General features: G+C 67.6%; 23 protein-coding genes. 15 read left to right on the top strand and 8 right to left on the bottom strand.

Annotated elements, in window-relative coordinates:
• Nucleotides 1-62 precede the first annotated feature (62 nt).
• From fadI to KF709_05610, 7 genes are read left to right on the top strand one after another with little or no spacing between them, the layout of a single operon-like run.
• A complete protein-coding gene (gene fadI / locus KF709_05640; GenBank protein MBX3173873.1) occupies nt 63-1,358 on the top strand; it encodes an acetyl-CoA C-acyltransferase FadI in 1,296 nt (431 codons plus the stop codon).
• Nucleotides 1,355-3,511, top strand: a complete 2,157-nt coding sequence (gene fadJ, locus KF709_05635) for a fatty acid oxidation complex subunit alpha FadJ (protein ID MBX3173872.1) — start codon at nt 1,355-1,357, stop codon at nt 3,509-3,511. The genes fadI and fadJ overlap by 4 nt, the downstream gene beginning before the upstream one ends.
• Nucleotides 3,512-3,570: 59 nt before the next feature.
• Nucleotides 3,571-5,241, top strand: coding sequence for a hypothetical protein (locus tag KF709_05630; protein MBX3173871.1), 1,671 nt, complete (start codon nt 3,571-3,573; stop codon nt 5,239-5,241).
• Between the two features lie 18 nt (nt 5,242-5,259).
• A complete protein-coding gene (locus tag KF709_05625; GenBank protein MBX3173870.1) occupies nt 5,260-6,192 on the top strand; it encodes a proline dehydrogenase family protein in 933 nt (310 codons plus the stop codon).
• Nucleotides 6,193-6,211: 19 nt separating this feature from the next.
• A complete protein-coding gene (locus tag KF709_05620; protein MBX3173869.1) occupies nt 6,212-6,631 on the top strand; it encodes a hypothetical protein in 420 nt (139 codons plus the stop codon).
• Nucleotides 6,628-7,563, top strand: coding sequence for a ribosome small subunit-dependent GTPase A (gene rsgA / locus KF709_05615; protein ID MBX3173868.1), 936 nt, complete (start codon nt 6,628-6,630; stop codon nt 7,561-7,563). Before KF709_05620 ends, rsgA begins: the two co-directional genes overlap by 4 nt.
• Nucleotides 7,564-7,610: 47 nt before the next feature.
• Complete coding sequence (locus KF709_05610; GenBank protein ID MBX3173867.1) at nt 7,611-8,498, top strand: tetratricopeptide repeat protein; 888 nt, start codon at nt 7,611-7,613, stop codon at nt 8,496-8,498.
• Nucleotides 8,499-8,510: 12 nt separating this feature from the next.
• On the opposite strand, the gene pdxH is transcribed toward KF709_05610, so the two are convergent.
• Nucleotides 8,511-9,146 (bottom strand): pyridoxamine 5'-phosphate oxidase, encoded by a 636-nt coding sequence (gene pdxH / locus KF709_05605; GenBank protein ID MBX3173866.1) that lies wholly within the window; start codon nt 9,144-9,146, stop codon nt 8,511-8,513.
• An 83-nt stretch (nt 9,147-9,229) separates the two neighbouring features.
• Between pdxH and KF709_05600 the strand changes: the two genes are divergently transcribed.
• From KF709_05600 to xth, 4 genes are read left to right on the top strand one after another with little or no spacing between them, the layout of a single operon-like run.
• A complete protein-coding gene (locus tag KF709_05600; GenBank protein MBX3173865.1) occupies nt 9,230-9,826 on the top strand; it encodes a sigma-70 family RNA polymerase sigma factor in 597 nt (198 codons plus the stop codon).
• 2 nt (nt 9,827-9,828) lie between these two features.
• Nucleotides 9,829-10,095, top strand: coding sequence for a zf-HC2 domain-containing protein (locus KF709_05595; protein ID MBX3173864.1), 267 nt, complete (start codon nt 9,829-9,831; stop codon nt 10,093-10,095).
• A complete protein-coding gene (locus KF709_05590; GenBank protein ID MBX3173863.1) occupies nt 10,092-10,616 on the top strand; it encodes a MogA/MoaB family molybdenum cofactor biosynthesis protein in 525 nt (174 codons plus the stop codon). The genes KF709_05595 and KF709_05590 overlap by 4 nt, the downstream gene beginning before the upstream one ends.
• 7 nt (nt 10,617-10,623) lie before the next feature.
• Nucleotides 10,624-11,439, top strand: a complete 816-nt coding sequence (gene xth / locus KF709_05585; protein ID MBX3173862.1) for an exodeoxyribonuclease III — start codon at nt 10,624-10,626, stop codon at nt 11,437-11,439.
• A gap of 55 nt (nt 11,440-11,494) precedes the next feature.
• Here xth and KF709_05580 read toward each other — a convergent pair whose 3' ends face one another.
• The 4 genes from KF709_05580 to KF709_05565 are packed head-to-tail and all read right to left on the bottom strand — an operon-like array spanning nt 11,495 to nt 14,381.
• Entirely contained in the window at nt 11,495-11,923 is a 429-nt protein-coding gene (locus KF709_05580) for an OsmC family protein (GenBank protein MBX3173861.1), read from the bottom strand.
• A gap of 47 nt (nt 11,924-11,970) precedes the next feature.
• Nucleotides 11,971-12,303, bottom strand: a complete 333-nt coding sequence (locus KF709_05575; protein ID MBX3173860.1) for a tRNA-binding protein — start codon at nt 12,301-12,303, stop codon at nt 11,971-11,973.
• A 7-nt stretch (nt 12,304-12,310) separates the two neighbouring features.
• On the bottom strand, nt 12,311-13,417 hold the full coding sequence (locus KF709_05570) for a M48 family metallopeptidase (protein MBX3173859.1): 1,107 nt from the start codon (nt 13,415-13,417) through the stop codon (nt 12,311-12,313).
• A gap of 16 nt (nt 13,418-13,433) precedes the next feature.
• On the bottom strand, nt 13,434-14,381 hold the full coding sequence (locus KF709_05565) for a DUF898 domain-containing protein (GenBank protein MBX3173858.1): 948 nt from the start codon (nt 14,379-14,381) through the stop codon (nt 13,434-13,436).
• A 118-nt stretch (nt 14,382-14,499) separates the two neighbouring features.
• Between KF709_05565 and KF709_05560 the strand changes: the two genes are divergently transcribed.
• The 3 genes from KF709_05560 (at nt 14,500) to KF709_05550 (ending at nt 15,448) form a co-directional block, all read left to right on the top strand.
• Nucleotides 14,500-14,784, top strand: a complete 285-nt coding sequence (locus KF709_05560; protein ID MBX3173857.1) for a hypothetical protein — start codon at nt 14,500-14,502, stop codon at nt 14,782-14,784.
• A gap of 95 nt (nt 14,785-14,879) precedes the next feature.
• The gene (locus KF709_05555; protein MBX3173856.1) at nt 14,880-15,197 is read left to right on the top strand and encodes a hypothetical protein; all 318 of its coding nucleotides are present in this window, start codon (nt 14,880-14,882) and stop codon (nt 15,195-15,197) included.
• Between the two features lie 44 nt (nt 15,198-15,241).
• A complete protein-coding gene (locus tag KF709_05550; protein ID MBX3173855.1) occupies nt 15,242-15,448 on the top strand; it encodes a hypothetical protein in 207 nt (68 codons plus the stop codon).
• 24 nt (nt 15,449-15,472) lie between these two features.
• Here KF709_05550 and KF709_05545 read toward each other — a convergent pair whose 3' ends face one another.
• The 3 genes from KF709_05545 to KF709_05535 form a co-directional block, all read right to left on the bottom strand.
• Nucleotides 15,473-17,881, bottom strand: a complete 2,409-nt coding sequence (locus tag KF709_05545) for a TonB-dependent receptor (protein MBX3173854.1) — start codon at nt 17,879-17,881, stop codon at nt 15,473-15,475.
• A gap of 44 nt (nt 17,882-17,925) precedes the next feature.
• Nucleotides 17,926-18,810: an alpha/beta fold hydrolase gene (locus tag KF709_05540; GenBank protein ID MBX3173853.1), complete on the bottom strand. Its 885-nt coding sequence runs from the start codon at nt 18,808-18,810 to the stop codon at nt 17,926-17,928.
• 129 nt (nt 18,811-18,939) lie between these two features.
• Entirely contained in the window at nt 18,940-21,048 is a 2,109-nt protein-coding gene (locus KF709_05535) for a dehydrogenase E1 component subunit alpha/beta (protein MBX3173852.1), read from the bottom strand.
• Nucleotides 21,049-21,602: 554 nt separating this feature from the next.
• Here KF709_05535 and KF709_05530 point away from each other — a divergent pair.
• Nucleotides 21,603-22,007, top strand: a complete 405-nt coding sequence (locus tag KF709_05530; GenBank protein ID MBX3173851.1) for an HNH endonuclease — start codon at nt 21,603-21,605, stop codon at nt 22,005-22,007.
• The last annotated feature ends 65 nt before the right edge of the window (nt 22,008-22,072 follow it).

The raw sequence follows: 22,072 nt of genomic DNA, 5'->3' as shown, positions 1-22,072 counted from the left end.
CAGTTCCCCGACGCCGATAGCCGCACACAGCGCGGCACTTCCGCCCCCTCTACCTTTAACGGATGCCCATCTACGAGCCGGGACGGCGCATCGCGATCATCGCGGGCGTCCGCACTCCCTTCGCCAAGGCCGGCACCACCCTCAAGGCGCTTGGCGCGATCGAGCTTGGCAAGATCGCCGTGAGCGAGCTGGTGCACCGTACCGACCTCGATCCTGCCGCCCTCGACCTCCTCGTCTTCGGCACGGTCATCCCCAACGTCACCGCGCCGAACATCGCGCGCGAAATCGCGCTGATGCCGCTGCTGCCCAAGGGCGTGGACAGCTTCAGTGTCTCGCGCGCCTGTGCGTCGGCCAACCAGGCCATCACCGACGCCGCGGACCAGATTGCGCTCGGCCACGCGGAGATCGCCATCGCGGGCGGCGCAGAGTCGCTGTCGAACGTGCCGATCCTGCACTCGCGCGGCTTTTCTGATGCTCTCGTCGCGGCCTCGAAAGCCAAGACGCTGCCACAGCGCGTGCAGGCCTTCAGCAAGATCCGCGGCAAGGACTTCATTCCCATCACGCCGGCCATCGCCGAGCCGACGACAGGCGAGACGATGGGCCAGTCGGCGGAGAAGATGGCGAAGCTGAACTCCATCGCACGCGAGGCGCAGGACCAGCTGGCGTACGCGTCGCACCGGAATGCCGCTGCGGGCACGGCGGACGGCCGCCTGACGAAGGAGATCGCACCGGTGATGCTGCCGCCCAGGTACGAGGAGGCGATGACGGCCGACAATGGCATCCGTTCCGACACGACGCTGGAGGCGCTGGCCGGTCTGAAGCCGGTGTTCGACAAGCGCTACGGCACGGTGACGGCCGGCAACGCCTCGCCGCTCACCGACGGTGGCGCCGCGGTGCTGCTCATGCGCGAGGACGTGGCCAAGTCGCTCGGCTACGCGCCCAATGCCTACATCCGCTCCTATGCCTATGCGGCGCTGGATCCAGGCGAGCAGTTGCTGCAGGCGCCGGTGCTCGCGGCACCGATGGCGCTCAAACGTGCCGGGCTCTCGCTCAAGGACATGGACTTGGTGGAGATGCACGAGGCTTTCGCGGCGCAGGTGCTGTCGAACTTGGCGGGCTTCGAGTCCAAGTACTGGGCCGAGCGCGCTGGCTTCAGCGAGCCGGTGGGCGCGGTGGACCGCAGCAAGCTGAACGTGATGGGCGGTTCGGTGGCCATCGGACATCCCTTTGGCGCGACGGGCGCGCGCATCACCACCACGCTGGTGAACGAGCTGCAGCGCCGCGGCGGCCAGTTCGGCCTGATGACCGTCTGCGCTGCCGGCGGCCTCGGCTTCTCGATGGTCGTGGAGCGCGCATGAGCACGGCGCTGACCCTGGAGATGGTGGACGGCGTCGCCGTCATCACCTTCGACCTCAAGGGCGAGAGCATCAACAAGTTCTCGCCGGCCGTGATCGACGAGTTCACGGCGATGATCGATCACTTGGAGAAGGACAGCGCTGTAAAGGCGGCCGTGCTGATGAGCGGCAAGCCGGGCACCTTCATCGCCGGCGCGGACATCGACCAGTTCCTCGAGTTCAAGACGGCCGAGGACGCGCGCAAGGCGAGCGCGTTCGGCCACACGATGATGCAGCGCATCGAGAAGGGGCGCGTGCCGGTGGTCGCCGCCATCGAAGGCGCCTGCCTCGGCGGCGGCCTCGAGTTCTCGCTGGCTTGCGCGTACCGCATCGCGGCCGACACGCCGAAGACGGTGCTCGCGCTGCCGGAAGTGCAGCTCGGGCTCATCCCGGGCGCGGGCGGCACGCAACGCCTGCCGCGCAAGGTCGGGCTGCAGGTCGCGCTCGACATGATCCTCACGGGCAAGAACGTGCGCGCCAAGAAGGCGCTGCAAACCGGCCTCGTCGAGGAACTCGTTCACCCGGCGATCCTGCGCGAGACAGCCATCGATCGCGCGCGACAGATCGCTGCCGGCAGCATCCCGCGCAGCCGCGATGCGCGCAAGCACGGCGCCAAGGAACTGCTGCTCGATGACAACCCGCTCGGCCGCGCCGTCGTGTTCCGCCAGGCGCGCGAGATGACGCAGAAAAAGTCCAAGGGCCACTACCCGGCGTTGTTTGCGGCCATCGATGCCATTGCCGCCGGCTACGGCAGTTCCGAGGCCGCGGGTTTCGCAGAGGAGGCACGGCTGTTCGGCGAGATGGCGATGACGCCGGTCTGCAAGCAGCTGATGTTCCTGTTCTACGCGACGACCGCGCTGAAGAAGGACAGTGGCGTGTCCGGCGATGCACCGCCTGCACGCAAGATCGACCGCATCGCTGTGCTCGGCAGCGGTTTCATGGGTGCCGGCATCGCCTCCATCACGGTACAGAAGGGCGTGCCGGTGCGCTTCAAGGACACCGATGCCAACCGTGTGGCGAAAGGCGTCGGCGCGGTGCGCGACGTGCTCAAGGACCGGCTCACCAAGCGGCAGCTCACGCGGCAGCAATTCGAGGACCAGCTCGGGCTTGTCTCGGGCACCGTGGACTACACGGGCTTCGGACGCGTGCCGTTGGTGATCGAGGCGGTGTTCGAGGATCTCAGCGTCAAGCACAAGGTGCTGGCCGAGACGGAGGCCGTGCTCGGCGCCGATGCGATCTTCGCGACGAACACGAGCACGATTCCCATCACGAAGATTGCCGCGGCGTCGAAGCGGCCCGAGCGCGTGATCGGGATGCACTTCTTCTCGCCGGTGCACAAGATGCCGCTGCTCGAGGTCATCGTGACGCCGCGCACGTCGGCGGAGACGGTGACCACGGTGGTGGAGTTCGGCCGTCGCATCGGCAAGACGGTGATCATCGTGAATGACGCGCCGGGCTTCTACGTGAACCGCATCCTGGCGCCGTACGTGAACCAGGCTGGGTTGATGCTCGACGAAGGCGTGGCCATCGACGCCATCGACAAGGCGATGTCGCAGTTCGGCTTCCCGGTCGGACCCATCAACCTCATCGACGAGGTCGGCCTCGACATCGCTGGGAAATCGGGCGCGATCATGGCGGAGGCCTTTGGCGGACGGATGTCACCAAGCGTGGCCCTGCAGAAGGTGCTCAGCGCGGGCCGCTTGGGGCGTAAGGGCAAGCAGGGCTTCTACGAGTACGACGAGAAGGGCAAGCGCGGCGATGTGGACGAGAGCGTCTATCAGCTCTATCCCGGCGGTACGAAGCGCAAGACCGTGCCGAAGGACGAGATCCAGCGGCGGCTCGCACTGGCGATGGTGAACGAGGCCGCGCGCTGTCTTGAGGAAGGCATCATTCGTTCGGCGCGCGATGGCGACATCGGCGCGGTGTTCGGCATCGGCTTCCCGCCGTTCCGTGGCGGGCCCTTCCGGCATATGGATGCGGTGGGCATCGCGGAGGTGGTGAAGCAGTTGGAGGCGCTGGATGCCACGCATCCGGGGCGGTTCACGCCGGCGCGCGTGCTGGTGGAGATGGCACGCGAGGGGCGGACGTTCTATCCACGGGAAGGGAGGCCGGTATGAAGTGCTCGACTGAGGACGAAGGACGGAGGACGGAGGATGGACGGCCTGCGTCTGATCGAATGTTCCGCCTTGGCGTCGCCGCAGTGCTGTTGCTCTCGTCCTTCGTCCTCCGTCCTTCGTCGCTTCAGTCACAGCAGACCCGTGCCGAGCGCAGCGCCTACACCGAGACCTCCTCGTACGCCGACGTCATCACCTTCCTCGATTCACTGCAGAAGGTCGCGCCAGTGAGCTTCGTGCGCGGCGAGCTTGGACGCACGACGCAGGGCAAGGTGCTGCCCTATGTGATTGCCGCTCGGCCGCTGGTGCGGACGCCCGCCGAGGCGCGCGCGAGTGGCAAGCCCGTCGTCTACGTCCAGGGCAACATCCACGGCGGCGAGGTTGAGGGGAAGGAATCGCTGCAGGCCATCCTGCGCGATCTGCTCACCGATCGGCGCGCGAACGTGCTGGACTCGATCGTCCTGATTGCCGTGCCCATCTACAACGGCGACGGCAACGACGCCCTCGGACCGCAGCAGCGGATGCGTGGCTCGCAGAACGGGCCCGAGCAGGTGGGGAACCGCGCGAACGGGCAGCAGCTGGACCTCAATCGCGACTACATCAAGGCCGAGGCGCCGGAGACGATGGCCTCGCTGCGGATGTTCGTGCTGTGGGATCCGCACGTATTCGTGGACCTGCATACGACGAATGGCTCATACCACGGCTACGCCCTGACGTACTCGCCCTCGCTGCATCCGGCGGCGATGGATCCGGTGCTCGCGCCTGCCGGTGCCTGGACGCGAGACACGCTGCTGCCTGCGGTGCGGGCGCGCGCGCGGGCGAAGGGTGTCGAGACCTTTGACTACGGCAACTTCATCGGCGAGTTCGCTGGGCGCGACGACCCGACCTCGCTGCGCAAGGGCGGTTGGGAGACCTACGAACACAAGCCGCGCTTCGGCACGAACTACTACGGCCTCCGCAATCGCGTGAGCGTGCTAAGCGAGGCGTACTCGCACGATCCCTTCCAGCGCCGTGTCGAGGCCACGACGGTGTTCGTGCGCGAGCTGCTCTCGCTCGTGGCCGAGCAGCGGGCCACGGTGTTGGCGCGCACGGCCGGGGCGGCCACGGCAGCGGCGCGGGCGGCGTCCAGCAGCCCGTCGACGAGCCCGAGCGTCGCCATCCGCGCCGAGATGACCAAGTCGCCGTTCCGCGCACCGATCCTGGTCGAGGCGCTCGAAGCCACCGGCGACTCGGTGCGCTACGAAGCCGGTCTCCGTCCGGGCCTCAAGCGCACGCATCGCTTCACGGCAGTGGAGATGCCGGTCTACGACCGTTTCGACGCGACGCGCGCTCGCGCGCTGCCGTCGGGATGGGTCATCGCCAATCCCGATAGCGCCCTGTTGGCGCGTCTCGCCTACCACGGACTTGAACTCTCGGAGATTGCGGGAGGGTCGCTGCGCCTGCGCGGTGAGCGCTTCGTCGTGGACTCCATCGTCCGGGCCCCGCGTCCATTCCAGGGCCACCAAGAAGTGCTGCTTGAGGGTCGCTGGGAGCCGACGGAGATCGCGCTTGAGGCGGGGAGCTACTACATCCGCGCCGACCAGCCGCTGGCCCTGCTTGCCGCAATCCTGCTTGAGCCAGAGTCCGATGACGGACTCACGACCTGGAACTTCTTCGACCCCGCGCTGTCCGTTGGGTCGCCCCATCCGGTGCGCCGCATCCTCGCGCCGCTTCCGCCCCGACCGGCGCGCTGAGCGCCCTCTCCGACACGCATGCTCCGCAAGTCCCTGCTGTACCTCTCGCACCAACCGCAGATCTTCAAGTTCGTCCGCAACAACGGCCTCGCGAAGCGCTTTGCCTCGCGCTTCGTGGCCGGCGAGACCGTCAGCTCGGCCTGTGATGCCGTCGCCGAACTCAACGCCAGGGGCATCACGGGCACGCTGGATCTGCTCGGCGAGTCCGTGACCAACGCTGACGAGGCCACGGCCACTGTGACGACCTACCTCGAGTTGCTCGACGCCATGCACGCGCGCGGCCTGGAGGTGAACGTCTCGGTGAAGCTCACCGCACTGGGACAGGACATCGACGATGCGGTCTGCGAGGCAAACACGCGTGCGATCCTGGAACGCGCGCGGCAGTACGGCGGCTTCGTGCGGCTGGATATGGAAGGCAGCGCCTACACGCAGCGCACGTTGGACTTCTTCTCCCAGCGGCTGTTCCCCGACTTTCCGGAAACCGTCGGGATCGTGCTGCAGAGTGCATTGCGCCGCACGCTCGATGACGTGCAGTGGAGCATCGACAAGCAGTGCCGGGTGCGGCTCTGCAAGGGCGCCTATCTCGAACCCCCCGTCGTCGCGTTTCCCGACAAGAAGGACGTGGACGCGAACTACGTGGCCGCCATGCACAAGCTGATGGAGAAGGGCCGCTACGTTGGACTTGCCACGCACGACGAGACCGTCATTGCCGAGGCGCGTCGCTTTGCCGAAGCACGCGGCATCGCCCCCGATCGTTTCGAGTTCCAGATGCTGTACGGCGTGCGCCGGGACCTGCAGGAGCAGCTCGTGAAGGACGGCTGGCGCATGCGCGTGTACGTGCCCTTTGGCACGCAGTGGTATCCGTATCTGATGCGGCGTCTCGCCGAGCGTCCGGCCAACATCGCCTTCATCACGGGCAACGTGATGCGGGAAGTGCTTCGCCGCCGCTGAGCGCAGGGGTCGATTGCCGATGAGCCGCTTCCTGCCCGCCGACCACGCGAAAGGCGACGAGACCACGGTCGGCGGCTACGAGGTGGTGCATCAACGGGCCGCGTCGTGGGATGCGGCCGACGGGTTCGCGTACTCCGTGGCCGTGCTCACGGACGAGCTCACGCAGGACCCGCGCGGGCGGTTTGGCGCGTACTTCCTCTTCCTGCGTTGGCGGCGGGTCGGCGAAGAGGGCGTGGAGGGGCACGTCGAGAGCGACTATCTCGAGTTCGCTGCCACGCGGGAGGCGGCGGCCGCCGCGCTTGGCGCGTGGCCAGTCGCACGCGCTGCCGAGTATCTGCGCACGGTGCTCGCCTTGGAGCTGGCGGACGAGACGGCGGACGAGACGGCGGGCCAGTCACGCGAGATGACGGCGGGCAACTCCGACGAGGCAGAGGCGTGAGCCGCCGCGAGGGCATCGTCGTTGAAGGCACCGGCGGTGTGTGGCAGGTGCGCTCGAGCGACGGCGCCGTCGTGGCCGCGGCGCTAGCCGGCCGGCTCAAGCAGGAAGAACGCGGGAGCGTGAAGCTGGCCGTCGGCGACCACGTCAGCGTCGAACCCGAGGAGCGTGGCCAAGGCTGGCGCATCGTTGAGATCGCCAAGCGGCGCAGCGTGCTCGCGCGTCGCGAGCCTGGCGGCCGATTCGGGGAGCGCGTGCTCGCCGCCAATGTCGACCAGGTCTTGGTGGTCTTCGCCGTGGCCAAGCCGGAGCCGCACCTGCGCATGATCGACCGCTTCCTCGTCGTCTGCGAGGCCAACGACCTGCACGCGCACGTCGTGCTCAACAAGGTGGACTTGGCGACGGACGACGCGCAGGTGGATGCGTTTGCGCGCCCGTATGAGCGCGCGGGATATCCCGTGCACCGCACCAGCGTGAAGGCGGATGTCGGACTCGACGAACTGCGCGGCGTGCTGCACGGACGGGTCACGGCGGTGGCCGGTCCGTCCGGCGTCGGCAAGTCGTCCCTGCTCAACACGCTGCACCCCGGTGTCGCGCTGCGCACGCAGGAGATCTCGGAGTCCGTGAACAAGGGCCGCCACACCACCGTGGGCGCCAAGCTGCTCGCCCTGCCGGACGGAGACGAGGGCTATCTCGTGGACACCCCCGGGCTGCGCGAGGTTGGCATGTGGGGCCTGCCGGCGGGTGCGCTCGATCAGTGCTTCCCCGAGTTCGCGCCCTACCTCGGCGAGTGCCGCTTCCAGGACTGCACCCACGACGTCGAGCCGGGCTGCGCCGTGCGCGAGGCATTGGCCGCCGGGAACCTCGATGTCGGCCGCTACGAGAGCTATGTCAAACTCTTGGGGGAACTCCGCCTGTCCGATCGCGTACGCTAGCGCTCCCGCGCCGGCGTCACCATTCGCGATTCGTGAGGAGAAGTCCCATGCTGCGCCGTCTCTGCGTCCACGCTGTGGTTCTCGCCGCCCTGCTTCCGGCCAGCGTCAGCGCACAGGCCGGCCGCGCCGCCTTCGACGAAGGCGTGCGGCTGATGGGCCGCAACGACGCAGCACGCGCCGAGAAGCAGTTCGAGCGCGCCATCGCGCAGGAGCCCAAGGTCGGGGAATATCACCTCTGGCTCGGGCGCGCCGTGGGACAGCAGGCTCAGGAGGCGAGCATCCTGCGGCAGCCGTTTCTCGCCAGACGCACGAAGGCCGCGTTCGAGAAAGCGGTGGAGCTGGATCCAGAGTTGCTCGATGCGCGCGACGGCCTGATCCAGTTCTACTTGATGGCGCCTGCCGTGATGGGCGGTAGCGTGGACAAGGCGCAGGAGCAGCAGCGCGAGATCGCTCGGCGGAATCCAGTGCGCGGACACCAGGCGGCCGCGAACATCGCCTGGCACGCGCGCGACACGGTGGCCACCGAGCGCGCCCTGCGCGCGGCTGCCGCTGCCGTCCCTGACAGTCTCGGGCCGACGCTATCGCTTGCGAGCCGTCTCGTGAATTGGAATCGCGCGGAGCAGGCGGCGGCCGTGTACATCGAGTTCCTTGGTCGGCACCCCGACAGTCGTCCCGTCCGCTACCAGTTCGGTCGGATGTCCGCCGTGAGTGGACACGAGTTGGCCGCCGGAGAGCGATATCTGCGCGCGCTTATCGCCGACACGACTTGGGAGCCTTCCACGTGGATGCCGTCGCGCGCTGCGGTCCACGCAAGACTCGGCGACGTGCTACGCCGTCAGCAACGGCGAGAGGATGCCCGCGCCGAGTACGATCGCGCGCTGGCTCTGGACAAGGATCTGGAGATCGCGAAGGCAGGGCTCAAGGCGCTGCCGTGATGGAGCGGGCCCCTACGGGCTGAGCCGCTCGATCGTCCAGTTGCTCCCGACCGGGCGATACCGCAGCCGATCGTGCAGCCGGCTCTCGCGGCCCTGCCAGAACTCGTAGACCTCCGGCACCACGCGGAACCCGCCCCAGTGCGGCGGGAGCGGAACGTCGACGCCCTCGTACTGCGATTCGAGTTCCTCGTGGCGGCGGACCAACGCGTCACGCGCGGAGAGCACCGAACTTTGCGCGGAAGCCCAGGCGCCCAGCTGGCTGCCACGCGGCCGCTGTTGGAAGTACGCCGCGGACTCCGCCTCGTCCACACGCTGCACCGCCCCCCGCACCCGCACCTGTCGCTCGAGCGTGTGCCACCAAAAACAGAGTGCCCCCCGCGCGTTGCTCCCCAACTCCTCCGACTTCACGGACCGATAGTCGGTAAAGAAGACGAACCCGCGCGCATCGGCCTCCTTGAGCAGCACCATCCGCACGTTGGGCTCGCCGTCACTGCCGGCGGTGCCGAGGGCCATCGCGTTCGGCTCGTGCTGTCCGGCCTCGCGCGCCTCGGAGAACCAGCGATGAAACTGCTTGAGCGGGTCGGCGTCCACGTCTCCGATATCGAGACTGGCTTGGCGGTACTCCGCTCTCAAATGGGACAGGTCCATACCGAAGGATGCGAAGGCCAGAGGGTGCAGGGTAGGGGTCCGGAACCTTTGCGTCGGGCAGGGATTGGTGGCACGTTCAGATGATGACCGACCAAGCGCCCCCCGCGACGGGCACGCACGCCGAGTTCAGCACGCTCGCGCTGACGGCCCTGGATGACGTCTATCGCTTCGCCCGATCGCTGACCCGCGATGAGGCGGACGCCGAGGACGTCGTGCAGGAGACCTACCTGCGTGCGTTCCGCAGTTGGAAGACCTTTCAGATGGGCACCGATGTACGGCGATGGCTTTTCACGATCGCGCGCAACGTGTTCCTGCGCTCCAAGGAGCGTGGCAAGCGCGAGGTCACCTTGGATGACGATGGGGCAGAGGCCGTGGATGCGGCGGAAGCGCGGGATGTCTGGCTTCGGCGTGGACTGGAGCCCATTCTCGCCCGCGCCGATCTCGGCCCGGCGATCCAGCAGGCGCTCGCGGAGATCCCTGAGGCCTTCCGTTCCGTCGTGATTCTCGTGGACATGGAAGACCAATCCTATGAGGATGCGGCGGCCGTGCTCGAGGTGCCCGTAGGCACCGTGCGTTCCCGGCTGTTCCGGGGACGAAAGCTGCTGCAGGAGAAGTTGATGGCCCATGCACAGGACGCCGGCTTCGCCACCGCGTCCGACGGCACCCAGAGGGACTCGTGATGATGAACGACCAGAACCCCGGCATGCTCGACTGTGGCCGCGTGATGGCCCAGATCTTCGACCTACTCGACGGCGAGGTGACGAATGAGACCGAGCGTCGCCTGCGCGAACACATCACGAGCTGCCCGCACTGCTTCACGCAGGCCGACTTCGAGGAGCGCTTTCTGGCGGCACTCCAGGAGGCGAAGGGCAAGGACGGATGCCCCGAGAAGCTCCGCGCCAAGGTGATGGAGGCGCTCAAGGCCGAGGGACTGAGCGGCACCGCGTGACCGTTCCCGAGGGGACGGCCGCCCACCGCGCCGAGGCCGCGTCGCGCGGTGCGTTGCGCTGCGGCGTGCTCACCGTAAGCGACTCGAGGACCGTAAACACCGACGAGTCTGGCCCGCTGGCCCGGCGCCTGCTCGAGGCCGCCGGTCACCAGATTGCGGTGCACGGCCTGCTGCGCAACGACGAACCGGCCGTGCGCGAGCAGGTCGCGCAGTGGCTCGCCCGCGGCGACCTGCACGCCATCATCATCACGGGTGGCACCGGGCTCGGGAGCAAGGACCGCACGGTCGAGGCGGTGCAGCCGCTGTTCGAGAAGGAGATTCCCGGCTTCGGGGAGCTGTTCCGCCTGCTGAGCTATCAGGAACAGATCGGCACCACGGCAATCCTCTCGCGAGCGGTCGCAGGCAGTGCCAAGGGCGCCGTGATCGTCTCGCTGCCCGGATCGAAGGCGGCGGTGGAGTTGGCGTTGACGCGCATCCTGGTGCCCGAGTTGCCGCACCTGCTGCGCGAGATCAGACGATAGGAGACCCGTGAAGATCTATTCGTGGAACGTGAACGGCCTGCGCGCCGTCATCCGCAAGGGCGACTTCCCGAAGTTCCTCGCCAAGCACAAACCGGACATCCTCTGCCTGCAGGAGACCAAGGCCGAGCGCGACCAGGTCGAGATCGATCTGCCGGATTACCTCGAGTACTGGAACTCGGCGGCGACCAAGGGCTACAGCGGCACGGCGATCTTCTCGCGCACGAAGCCGCTGTCGGTGACCACGGGTTTCACGAAGCCGGTGAGCAAGAAGTTCAAGCTGGTCGACAGCGAAGGCCGCGACAGTGGCGACGAGGGGCGCGTGATCACGGCGGAGTTCGAGCGCTTCTATGTGGTATCGGTGTACACGCCGAACGCCAAGGACGATCTCAGCCGCCTCCCGTTGCGCCACAAGCACTGGGACCCGGCCTTCCTCGCCCACTGCAAGGCGCTAGAGAAGACGAAGCCCGTCATCTTCTGCGGCGATCTCAACGTGGCGCACACAGAGCTGGATCTCGCGAATCCCAAGACCAACGTCGGCAACAAGGGATTCACGGTCGAGGAGCGCGAGGGCTTCCAGAAGTTCCTCGACGCCGGCTTCGTGGACACGTTCCGCATCTTCACCGCGGGCAACGGCCACTATTCGTGGTGGAGCCAGCGCGCCAACTGCCGCGCGCGGAACGTCGGCTGGAGAATCGACTACGTGATGGTCTCGGCTGGCCTGGCCAAGCAGGTGAAGGCCGCGGAGATCCACACCGACGTGATGGGCAGCGACCACTGCCCCGTGAGCATCACGCTCAAGCGCCCGACGCGGACCCGCGCCTAGGCGGCGCGGGGAGGCTTCACTTCAGCACGCGCGGCCAGCGGCCGGTCGCGGCGCGCTATTCGAGGACCAGCGCCCACTCGATCGGCGTCGCGGGATCGATCGAGTCGCGGACCGAGCAGTACTTGGTGATGGCGAGATCGATGGCGCGTTCCGCGTGCACGCGCTCGATCCCTTCGCCGCGGATGCGGAACTCGAGATGGATCTTGGTGACGCGGGACGGGACGGCATTCGCGCGGTCACCCGTGACCGCGATGGACATGCCCTCCACGGGCGTCCGCCGCTTCGCCAGGATCTCGACCACATCCACGCCCGTGCAGGCCGCCAGCGCACTCAGCAGGGTGTCCACCGGGCTCGGGCCGGCGTCGCGCGTGCCGTCGATACGAATGGTCTCGCGCTTGCCCGCCACGCTGGCGTCGAACCGCTGTTCCCCGTCCCAGCGCACCGACACCCTGGACGGCGGCTTGCCCTGCGTTGCTTCGGCCACGCTTACCCCTGTCGTGAAGTGGTGGCCTGCAAGCTAATCGGAATGGGTCATCCGATGCGCGTGCCGTTGGCCACGGCGTGGTCCGGGTGCAGCAACACGACCTCGCGCTCGTCCGGCATCGCGCCCAGGACCAGCACCTGGCTCTTGAAGCCGGCGATGCGCCGCTCGCCGAGGTTCACCGCCGCGACCACCTGCCGGCCGACCAGTTGTTCGGGCGTGTAATGCACGGTGAGTTGCGCACTGGACTGCAGCTGACCGAGCTCCGGTCCGAAGTCGATGAACAATTTGATGGCCGGTTTGCGGGCCTCGGGGAACGGCTCGGCTCGCAGCACGGTGCCGACGCGCATGTCGATGGCGAAGAACTCGTCGGGTGTGGCCATCGCGGGATCAGGGCAGGGTGCAGGGCGCGCGGAGCGCCGCCCACTCGGCGGCCGAAAGCGCGGGAGTGAACGATATCGTACGGTTCGCCGCCGCCGCGCTGAGCGCCTCGATGCGCTCCGTGTCGCTGGGGTGTGTGGAGAGGTAGTTGGTCCAGCGACCTGGCTCTCCGCTGCGGGCGGCCGTGCGGCGGAAGAAGTCGATCATCCCTTCGGGTGAGATCCCTGACGCAAGCAGCATCTGCGCCGCGCCCGCGTCCGCCTCCAGTTCGTCTCTCCGGCGATACGACAGGCTGCCGAGCGAGTACGCGGCCTGCGCCAGCGACCCGCCAAACGGATTGGAGCCAAAGGCCGTGGAGAGCGCGATCTGCACCGGCATCTCGCGAAGTATCGATGCGATGCCGTGGTGGTTCGTGACGTGCTGGATCTCGTGCGCCAGGACTCCGGCCACTTCATCGGGTGACCCCGCCTGCGCGATTAGTCCCTGGAACACGACGATGTGACCGCCGGGCGCGGCGAAGGCGTTCACGAGGGAGTCGTCGACGATGTTCACGCGATACGTGTACCGTCCTCCGCGGCCGTCCGCCACGAGCCGATCGACCATCCCCTGCAGCGCCGCCACCCTTGCCGGTTCGCGGCAGACGCCCGCGAACTGCGTGGTCAATTCGACAGTCGAGCGCCCGAGGCGATCCTCGATCTCAAGTGGTACGCGTTCGGCGACGCGCGCGGCGAGCACGGGCAGCACGAGGGCCCAGAACGCGACGGCGGCCAGCACGGCCACGATCGCCGGCAGCAGCAGCGAGACAATGCTGCGGTGACGCAGCCGATGGGCAAGCGAGCGGTCCGCGCGACTGGCGCCGCGCATCGCGGGGAGGAATGCCGGGTCCGTGATGACGAGGACCTCCGGCGACTCGAGGTTGCCGCGCTCGTAGCGCACGGGCTCGTCCGGCGACAGGCGTTCGTCGCGGCGCAAGTCCTTCCAGTCCCACGCGCGCTCGCCAATCGTCTCGCCGCGAAGGATCAGGCCGGTCGCCGTGCGTTCGACGTCGACGAGGTGCCTCTGCGAGGTCTGGCCGTCGAAGTACGCGGCTTCGACGCGCTGGTTGCTCTCCGACACCCGTGGCGCCTCGGCCCTAGAGCCCGAAGTAGTCCGCGCCCATCAGGTCCCAATCGAACATCTCGGTCAGGCCCTCGCCCGTCGCGTCCGCCGTCTGCGCGTCCTGCACCGCCGACTCGAAGGGCGCCAGGTCGCCGATGACGACGCGTTCACAGGCGAAGCGCAAGGCGCGCGCGTGGACCCACGGATACGCGATGCCAAGCGTCACAATCAGCAACAGGACGTTGGTCAGGCTGAACGCGAGCAGCTCCCCACCTTGCATCCGGGACTCGAAGCGCGCGCCGCCAAAACTCGTGTGCGACCAGTAGTAGCGGTGCCGATAGGCAAGATGCCAGAACCAGTAGAGCCCGAGTGTCAGCGGCAGCGCGATGTAGAGCAGGAGATGACGCCCGAAGAGGTCGCCACCGGTGCCGGTGAACCGGAATGCCGCGCGCCCGAAGTGGGTGTTGCCGACGACGAATCGCCGGACGTTCGCGTGGAAGAACGGGTAGTAGAGCCCCAACGTGACGATCGACAGCAGCAGGCCGGGAATGAAGATGCCGAGCAGGTCGTCGTACTCGCCGCGGAACGAGAACCGGATGCCGCGCCACGACGTCCGCGACAGCCGGTAGCGGCGGCTGCCGATGATGGCCAGCGGGAAGACGAAGAAGCCGAGTCCCGCGTACAGCGCCAGCGTGCCGACGAGCTCGTGGACGAATGCCGAGAGCAGCAGGCCGACAATGACGGCGACGATGATGAGCCCCATCGCCTTGATCCAGCCGCGGATCAGTTCCCCGCCCGTGCCGGAGTAGTTGAAGCGATCGCCCGCGACCGAGGTCTGCGAGTACAGGTAGCGGCGCAGGTCGGCCTTGGCCCAGAAGGTGTAGATGCCGAAGGTGACCAGCGTCAGCAGGAAGTGCCGGATGTAGATCGCGAAGAGCGTACGGCCGTCGCCGTGGAACTCGGGGCTGAGTCGCGTGGGCATCAAGGTCTCGCGGATGGGGGAGTCGACGGGTCGGAAGCTGCGGCTTCGTGCGCGCCCTCCGCAAGCAGGCCTAGGGCGGTGCCTTGCGCCGCCGCGACTGGCGGCGAGATTCCCCAGCATGACCGACGCCACACCCCCGGGCGGAGTCCTCTACGAGCGGAAGATGATCCACGGCCCCGTGGTGCGGATCCGTCGCGTGGAGTCGCCGAATCCTGGCGCCGTCTGCGCCGTGATCGAGGTGGACCGTCGCGTCGGGACGCCGCGCGAAAAGGAGGGTGGCGTCCCGCCGGCGCTGATGGCCGTCGAAGGCGATAGCGAGGAGGCGGTGCGGAGTTCGTTGATGCCATTTGCCGACGATGACTCGGCAGTCGCGCGGCTTCTGGCGGCGCGCGGGATACGGTAGAGCCATCGCTCCGCGGTCGCGGCCGCAGCGCACGGCTACGAACGTCCTCGGCGTGCACGGCCACCGCGCCCGTACTTGATTAGCTTCCCAATCCGATGGCACCTGACTTCGACGCCCGCCGAAAACTGCTCGGCGCGGCCAAAGACTACCTGCTCGAGCAGCCGAAGCGCGCGCAACCCGCGCCCATCGTGCCGCCGCGCCTTACCGCTGCCGCCCTGAAGGAGCTCCCGATGTCCCGTTCGCGTGAACGCATCCTCGCCAATCTCGAGGAGATGTACTCCGAGGCCTTCAAGCGTGCGAAGGAGGCCGAGGACGAGGCGCAGATGGCGTCGCTCGACTTCGCGTACCGCCGCGAGCAGCTGTACTTCGAGATCCTGCTCGATGTGCGTGACGCCATCGAGCGGAAGGGCTAGCCAAAGCGATACCGGACAACGATCGACGCCAACTGGAGCCCGGTGTGCCCGGACTGCGATTGATCGTGAATGCGCGCATCGCCACCGGTGACCCCCGGCGGCCCTGGGCCGATGCCATGCTGATTGAGGACGGGCGAGTGCTGGCGACCGGGGCGAGCGCCGCGCTTCGCAAGCGCGCTCAACTCGCCGAGGTCGTGGATGCGCAGGGGGCCGAGGTGTCGGCCGACGGGGCCCCGTTCAACGAGTCGTGAGCACCGCCTTGCCCCGCGGCTGCGCTACCGCGTCCAGCTCAGCCCGGCTTGAACGGCGCGCCCGTCACTCGGCCACACGCCGGGTCCCGGATAGAACGCCGGGCGTTTCGTGAAGTATGACGCGTCCAGGAGATTTGAGACGGCGAGACGCAGCTGCCACCGCTGGCTGATCCATCGCGAGGCGCTGAGGTCCAGCACCGTGTAGGCCGGGACCAGCCCACGCGCACCGTTGGCTGTGGGTGTCCGCACATTCAGCGCATCGGCAAATGACGACGTGGTGTGGCTGGTGAGCAGCGTGAGGCTGCCGGCTGCGGCATCCACCGTCAGTCCAATGCGCACGATGGCGTCAGGAACCCCTTCCACTCGCTTGCCGCGCAGCGACACGTTCCCGCTGTCCTGCACCGCCGTGCCGCTGCGGTAGCGCGCATGAAAGAGGGCGGCGGAACCCCAGAGCCGCAGCGACACGCGCCGGCCTTCGAGCACACGGGCGTCACCCGAGGCTTCGACGCCGTAGGTCATCGCCGAGCCAATGTTGGTCTTGAACAGGTAGGGCGTCACGCTGTCCGTGCGCAGCAGGCCCCCGAACCGGTTGTCGTAGCGCAGGCCAAAGACGCCGACATCATACGTGCCGCGGAGCCAGCCGCCGCGCACACCGACCTCCGCCGTCCAGCCGCGCGCGTCGCGCATCGCCGGGTCGGTGCGTTCCAGCGAGTTCTCGGGCAGCAAGTCCTTCAGCAGCATTGGCCGGAACGACTCGCTCACACCCCCGTAGAACGTCTGCGTCGCACTGCGGGTGAACTCCGTGCGGACGCCGAACAGCGGGTAGTCGTGACGCACGCGGCGCGGCGTGTCCGCGGGATCGTAGTACGCCAAGCTGCCGGTCATCCGCGTCACGCCGCCCTCGAGGCGAAGGCCAGGAATCACGCGCCAGCGCGGCGTGAGCGCGATCATTTCCTCGGCGTACCACGACAGTCCCCGCGAGACATAGCGCAGATCGCGGCCGAAGGCGCCCGTGACCGTGAGGTCATAGTCGTCACCCGTCGTGCCCGGTCCCTGTTGGCGCCGACGCATCGCATTGTCGGCGATGGTGATGCCCGTGGAGAGCGCGGCCTCGCGTCCGCCCAGCTGGTGCCGTTGGAGGAAGCGCAGTTCGTACGTGCGGCTGTCGAAGTTGTCGATGTCCACCACTCGGGGCGCGAAGGTCCCGGAGCCGGAGGCCGCCGTGTCCGGGGCCGTGGCGAACCCCACGAACATCGACGAGCCCCGCAGGCCCGTGAGTCGCGATGCCTGCAGCACGATCTCGCTGCGCTCGCTCGGCGTCCACGTGATGCGCAGCGAAGGGATTGTGATCGTGGGGCTGTACCAGTTCCGCGATCGGGTGGCCTGGCGCGGGTCGTCCGCGAACATCGCGTCCGTGAGCGGACCGGGCAGCTGGTGCAGATAGTACGAGCGCGCCAGCTGCCCGCGAACGCGCAGCGACGGTCGCGCCCGCCAGGTCAGCTGGAGCAGTTGCGCATCGTATGAAGACTGCGACGACTCACGGAATCCGTCGCTGCGACGCAGCGCGGCGTAGGCCAGATAGTCCACCCGACCGACCCGGCCACTGACGCCGCCGAACGCGGCACCCAGCGCGAACGAGCCGCCAGTCAGCGATCCCTCGGTCGAGAAGGCGCGCGTGGTGTCTGGCCCCTTCGTCCGATAGTTCAGCAGTCCGCCGAACTGCGCCCCGTACTGCAGCGCTGCCGTCCCGCGCACGAGTTGGATCTCCTCGATGGCCTCGAGCGGGACGCTGTAGTGGCTCGCGGGATAGCCGTAGATGTCGGAGTTGGTCATCACGCCATCGTGGCGCACGTTGAACTCCCAGGCGCGGTGCGGATCGAGGCCACGCGTGGAGACGTTCATCTGGTTGCCCGCACCGTCCATGTCGTAGACCAGCACACCCGGCACGCGCGCGAAGACCTGCCGACCCACCTTCTCGGCGAGGTTCACGTCGCTGCCTTCGAGTGCCACGACCTCGCTGCGCGCACCGGCCGTAGAGATGCCGGCCACACGTTCGGGCGCCGGCCGGACGCTGCCCGCCGACGGACGGCCCGTGACCAGCATCCCGCCAAGTTCCTGCGCCGACGGCGCCAGTCGATAGTCGCGTCGCAGGGATGCGCCGGCGGCCAGCGTCACGGTGTCGCGTTGGCTGACGAACCCAATGGCCGTCACCGCGACGACAACACGACCGCCGCCAATCTCGATGGTGAAGGCGCCTGTCGCGTCGGTGAGCACCCGCAGTCCGGTTGCCGGCACGCTGACCGAGGCGCCCACGATTGGCGTCGCGTCAGCCGCACGGCGAACGACGCCGGTGAGCGTTCCTTGCGCCGTGGCGAGCTGCGGCGTGGCGGCCGCGGCAGTGCAGGCGATGAGTGCGCGCAGGCTCCAGGGCACGGACTCTCTACGGTCGCGGCCTCCTGAATGCTGAGCGGCGCGCGCTAGGGTGCCTGCAGAAACCGCACGGCGTCATCCCAGAGCGCGAGCACCCGTCCGCCACGGAAGAACCCGAAGTGCCCGAGTCCCTCGGCGGGAAAGTGTCGGTGCTCCACATCGGCCGATGCGTACTCGCGCAACAGCGCTGCCGTGGCGATCCGTGGCGCGAAGAAGTCATCGTCGAAACTCAACGAGAGGATCGGGAGACGCAGGTCGGCGTGGCCTTCCCACGCGCCGAGGTGCTCGCGGCGCGAGCACCAAGAGGCCCACTGCAAGGCGACCTCGCGGGGCAGGCTCTCGCCCATGCCGAAGAGCGAGGATGGGAATCGCCCGAACAGCCGCGTGGTAGCCGGCAGGGCAAGCTTCCAGAGGAATGCCAACAGGGCACGCTGGTGCCAGGGCCAGTGCCCCATCCACCCGTGCTGCGATCCGACAAAGAGCGCGCGCTCGACACGCGAGGCGTTCGACGCCAGTCCCAACGCCTGGCCACCAAACGAATGTCCGACGTAGACCAGTGGTCGCCCCGCCGCGAGCCGTTCGGCCTCCGCGATCGCCGCCACAAGATCGCGCGTGCCCCAGTTCCACATCGTGAGTCCCGGATCACGCATGCTGCGCGGCCCACGCGATGCGGACATGCCGCGGTAGTCAAACGACAGCACATCGAGGCCGCCCGCGTTGAGATGCCGGGCGAAGCGTCGGTAGAACCCGTGCGGGACGCCCGTCGCCGGCGCAATCAATGCAACCGCGCGTGACTGCGGCGCAGTCCAGAGCGTGGCGGCCAGGGAGTAGCCGTCCTCCGTGGCGATCGTAAGCGAGCGCGCGCAGTCTTCGGTCAGCACGGTCGGAATCGGACGGGCAAGGATCGGCAGTTCAGCAGTAGTGGCGGACACGGGTGCCTCGTGGTTGCAGTCACCCTTGGATGCGCGAACGGCTGCCGGAGCCCGACAGCCGTTCGCCAGTCCATCCAGACGCGCGAAGGAGGATCGCCCGTCAATCGTTCACGCTGCACGATCCCGCCGTCAGAATCCCGCGATCTCCTCATACGCCGCCACGAAGGTGCTGACCTGCGGCAGGATCGCATCTTCGAGGCTCGGCGCGTAGCCGACAAACGTGTCCGTGGATGCCACGCGCTTCACCGGCGCATCGAGCCAGGCAAAGCAGTCGTCGGCAATGCGGGCGGCGATTTCGGCGCCCACGCCCCACGAGATCGAATCCTCGTAAGCCACGATGACGCGCGAGGTCTTCTTCACCGAGTTGTAGACCGTCTCCTGGTCCCAAGGCGAGAGCGTGCGCAGGTCGATGACCTCCACCGACAGCCCCTTCTCCTCCTCGACCTGCCGCGCCGCCACCAGCGCGCGCTGAACCGTCGCGCCGTAGGTCACGACCGTGACGTCGGAGCCTTCCTTCACGACCTTCGCCTTGCCGAAGGGGATCATGAAGTTCGGCCCCGGGTTCGGTGCCTTGTTGTAGGTCTGGCGATAGAGGTGCTTGTGCTCGAGGAAGATCACCGGATCCTCGGAGCGGATGGCCGTACGCAGCAGGCCGTTCGCGTCGAGCGCGTTGCTCGGGCAGACCACGCGCAGGCCCGGGCAGTGCGTGAACAGCGAGGCGCCGGTCTGCGAGTGGTAGATGGCACCGCGGATGTAGCCGCCGTAGGTCGTGCGCACGACCATCGGCGCGGCGAACATGTTGTTCGAGCGCCAGCGCATCGTCGCGAGCTCGTCGCGCAGCTGCATGTAGGCCGGCCAGATGTAGTCGAAGAACTGGATCTCGACCACCGGCTTGAACCCGCGCAGCGCCATGCCGATTGCACGGCCAATGATGTTCGCCTCGGCCAGCGGCGAGTTGAACACGCGCGTGCCGCCGAATTCCTTCTGCAGGCCCCACGTCACCTTGAAGACACCGCCCTTACCCTTGACCTTGCCGAGGTACTGCTCACGCGAGACGTCAGCGACGTCCTCGCCGAAGACGACGATGCGCTCGTCGCGCCGCATCTCGTCCTTCATGCAGGCGTTGAGGAGGTCGACCATCGTGGTCGGGTCACCCTCGAACTTCGGATCGTCCTCGGTATCGAACTGCTCGCCGGTGGGGTCGACGTCCGGCGAGTAGACGCCGAAGTGCACCGTCGAGGGGTCGGGCTGCGGCTGCTCCAGCGCGTCGTCCGTGGCCTCCAGCACAAGGGCCTTCACTTCTTCCTGGATGGCCGCGATGCCTTCCTCGGTGATGTGGCCTTCGTCGACCAGCCACTTGGGGAAGGTGGTGAGCGGATCGCGCTCGGCGTCCGCGTTGCGCTCCTCTTCCGGGCGATACATCACCTCGTCGTCGGAGAGCGAGTGCGAGTACGGGCGAATCACCTTGGCGTGCACGAGCGCAGGCCCCTTCCGCTTGCGCGCGTAGTCGACGGCCTTCTGCATCGCGTCATACGAGGCGAGCAGGTCGCAGCCGTCGACTTCCTGTACGAACAGCCCGGGGAACGACGACACCAGCTTGGAGATCGAGCCGCCTGCGGTATTGACCTCGACCGGCACCGAGATGGCGTAGCCGTTGTCCTCGACGAGGTAAACGACCGGCGCCTTGAGATTTGATGCGGAGTTGAGCGACTCCCAGAACTCACCCTCGGAGGTGGTGCCGTCGCCCGTGGAGACGAAGACCACCTCGTCATCGCCGAAGCCGTCGGTGAGACCCAGCGTCTTCGCGCGCAGCGACGCCTCGGCCGATCCGACCGCCTGCAGGAACTGCGTGCCCGTGGGCGAGGAAGTGGAAACGATGTTGAGCTTCTTGTGCCCCCAGTGCGACGGCATCTGGCGCCCGCCAGAGTTGGGGTCGATGGCCGCGCCAACGGCGGAGTAGAGCATCTCGGCCGGCGTCATGCCCAGCTGCAGGCAGAGTGCGCGGTCGCGGTAATACATATAGAACCAGTCGTGGCCCGGCTTCAGGACCATCCCCGCTGCCGTGAGCACGGCCTCGTGCCCAGCGCCAGAGATCTGGAAGAAGATCTTGTTCTGCCGCTTGAGCTGGATCTCCTTGTCGTCGATGGCGCGCGACAGGAGCATGGTGCGGTAGGCGGCGATCAGTTGGTCCTTCGTGAGGCCGTGGGTGACGCGACGGGCCTTGGCGGAGGTGGCCATGGGATGAGGGGCTGACGGGGCGTGGGCGGCGGAGACGCTGCCGCTCAGTGAGTTCGGACTGGGGAAAGATAGTCCCCTTCAGACGGCGGATGGAGGATGGAGGATGAAAGGGGGCCGGCCGTTCGGCCGGCCCACCGCATCCCGCACCCCGCATCCCACACCCCGCATCCCGCATCGACGATGCGCGTGTGCCGCACCCAGCGCGTGCATGACTCTGCATTCCGCCTTCCGCATTCCCCCGTTTCCCTCTGCGTCCGTGCAGCTCCGCATCCAGAATTCGAGATATCACAAATCTTCGACTTTCCCCAAATCTCTTGCGCGGAATCACGTTGCGGTGAACAATCCCGCGCGTCCACCAGGCAACGGGGTCTGGACTGCTCACACGTACGACCCCGCATCGGGAGGCTCGTGATCGGCACCTTTGCACAGCCGTTCCAATCTCACTGGCTCCGGTCGGAGACACCGACCGCCACGTGGAGTCTCCCGCTCACTGATCACACCCCGCACGGGCAACCAGGCCTGCTGCGGGGTGTCGTCATTTCTGGCGAGGTTCGATGTCACATCGGGGCGTCCACCACTTCGCTCTCGCCCGCTCCCCGCGCGGGCTATCCCGCAACGCTCGCCGCGTGCTGCACCAGCAGCACAAGCGTCAGGTCAAGCGGGCAACCTTCCGGGACTGTGGACGTCGCTGCGTTTATTGCGGAACCGCACTGGGTCTCGAAAACGCTACCCTGGATCATGTAATCCCCCTCTCGCGCGGCGGCTCGCACCATCCGGGCAACCTCGTCGCCGCGTGCCGGGCCTGTAACCAACGCAAGGGCGCGATGCTCCCCACGGAGTTCTTCGCACGCTTCCCCGTCGCCGGCCAGAACTTCATGCGCTACGCGCGCGCGGTGCATCGGCAGCTCAAGCGCGGGGCGCGGCGGGCGGTGAGTCTGTACTACGCACAAGCCGCGTAGCAATCAGAGGGAGACGGAGGACGAAGGACGAAAGAAAACGGCGAACGGCGATGTGGAGCTTGGCT

The organism is Gemmatimonadaceae bacterium, assembly GCA_019637445.1.
GTDB lineage: Bacteria > Gemmatimonadota > Gemmatimonadetes > Gemmatimonadales > Gemmatimonadaceae > Pseudogemmatithrix.
The sequence above is the reverse complement of the archived record's forward strand: the minus strand, read 5'-3'. Positions and strand labels throughout refer to the sequence as shown.

What these genes read in the sequence shown, in the direction of transcription:
- KF709_05535 (MBX3173852.1), bottom strand. Translation starts at nt 21,048, where the DNA reads ATGGCCACCTCCGCCAAGGCCCGTCGCGTCACCCACGGCCTCACGAAG.
- KF709_05600 (MBX3173865.1), top strand. Translation starts at nt 9,230, where the DNA reads ATGACCGACCAAGCGCCCCCCGCGACGGGCACGCACGCCGAGTTCAGC.
- KF709_05555 (MBX3173856.1), top strand. Translation starts at nt 14,880, where the DNA reads ATGGCACCTGACTTCGACGCCCGCCGAAAACTGCTCGGCGCGGCCAAA.
- fadI (MBX3173873.1), top strand. Translation starts at nt 63, where the DNA reads ATGCCCATCTACGAGCCGGGACGGCGCATCGCGATCATCGCGGGCGTC.
- KF709_05630 (MBX3173871.1), top strand. Translation starts at nt 3,571, where the DNA reads ATGTTCCGCCTTGGCGTCGCCGCAGTGCTGTTGCTCTCGTCCTTCGTC.
- KF709_05610 (MBX3173867.1), top strand. Translation starts at nt 7,611, where the DNA reads ATGCTGCGCCGTCTCTGCGTCCACGCTGTGGTTCTCGCCGCCCTGCTT.
- KF709_05530 (MBX3173851.1), top strand. Translation starts at nt 21,603, where the DNA reads ATGTCACATCGGGGCGTCCACCACTTCGCTCTCGCCCGCTCCCCGCGC.
- KF709_05560 (MBX3173857.1), top strand. Translation starts at nt 14,500, where the DNA reads ATGACCGACGCCACACCCCCGGGCGGAGTCCTCTACGAGCGGAAGATG.
- pdxH (MBX3173866.1), bottom strand. Translation starts at nt 9,146, where the DNA reads ATGGACCTGTCCCATTTGAGAGCGGAGTACCGCCAAGCCAGTCTCGAT.
- KF709_05625 (MBX3173870.1), top strand. Translation starts at nt 5,260, where the DNA reads ATGCTCCGCAAGTCCCTGCTGTACCTCTCGCACCAACCGCAGATCTTC.
- KF709_05565 (MBX3173858.1), bottom strand. Translation starts at nt 14,381, where the DNA reads ATGCCCACGCGACTCAGCCCCGAGTTCCACGGCGACGGCCGTACGCTC.
- KF709_05595 (MBX3173864.1), top strand. Translation starts at nt 9,829, where the DNA reads ATGAACGACCAGAACCCCGGCATGCTCGACTGTGGCCGCGTGATGGCC.
- KF709_05620 (MBX3173869.1), top strand. Translation starts at nt 6,212, where the DNA reads ATGAGCCGCTTCCTGCCCGCCGACCACGCGAAAGGCGACGAGACCACG.
- fadJ (MBX3173872.1), top strand. Translation starts at nt 1,355, where the DNA reads ATGAGCACGGCGCTGACCCTGGAGATGGTGGACGGCGTCGCCGTCATC.
- KF709_05575 (MBX3173860.1), bottom strand. Translation starts at nt 12,303, where the DNA reads ATGGCCACACCCGACGAGTTCTTCGCCATCGACATGCGCGTCGGCACC.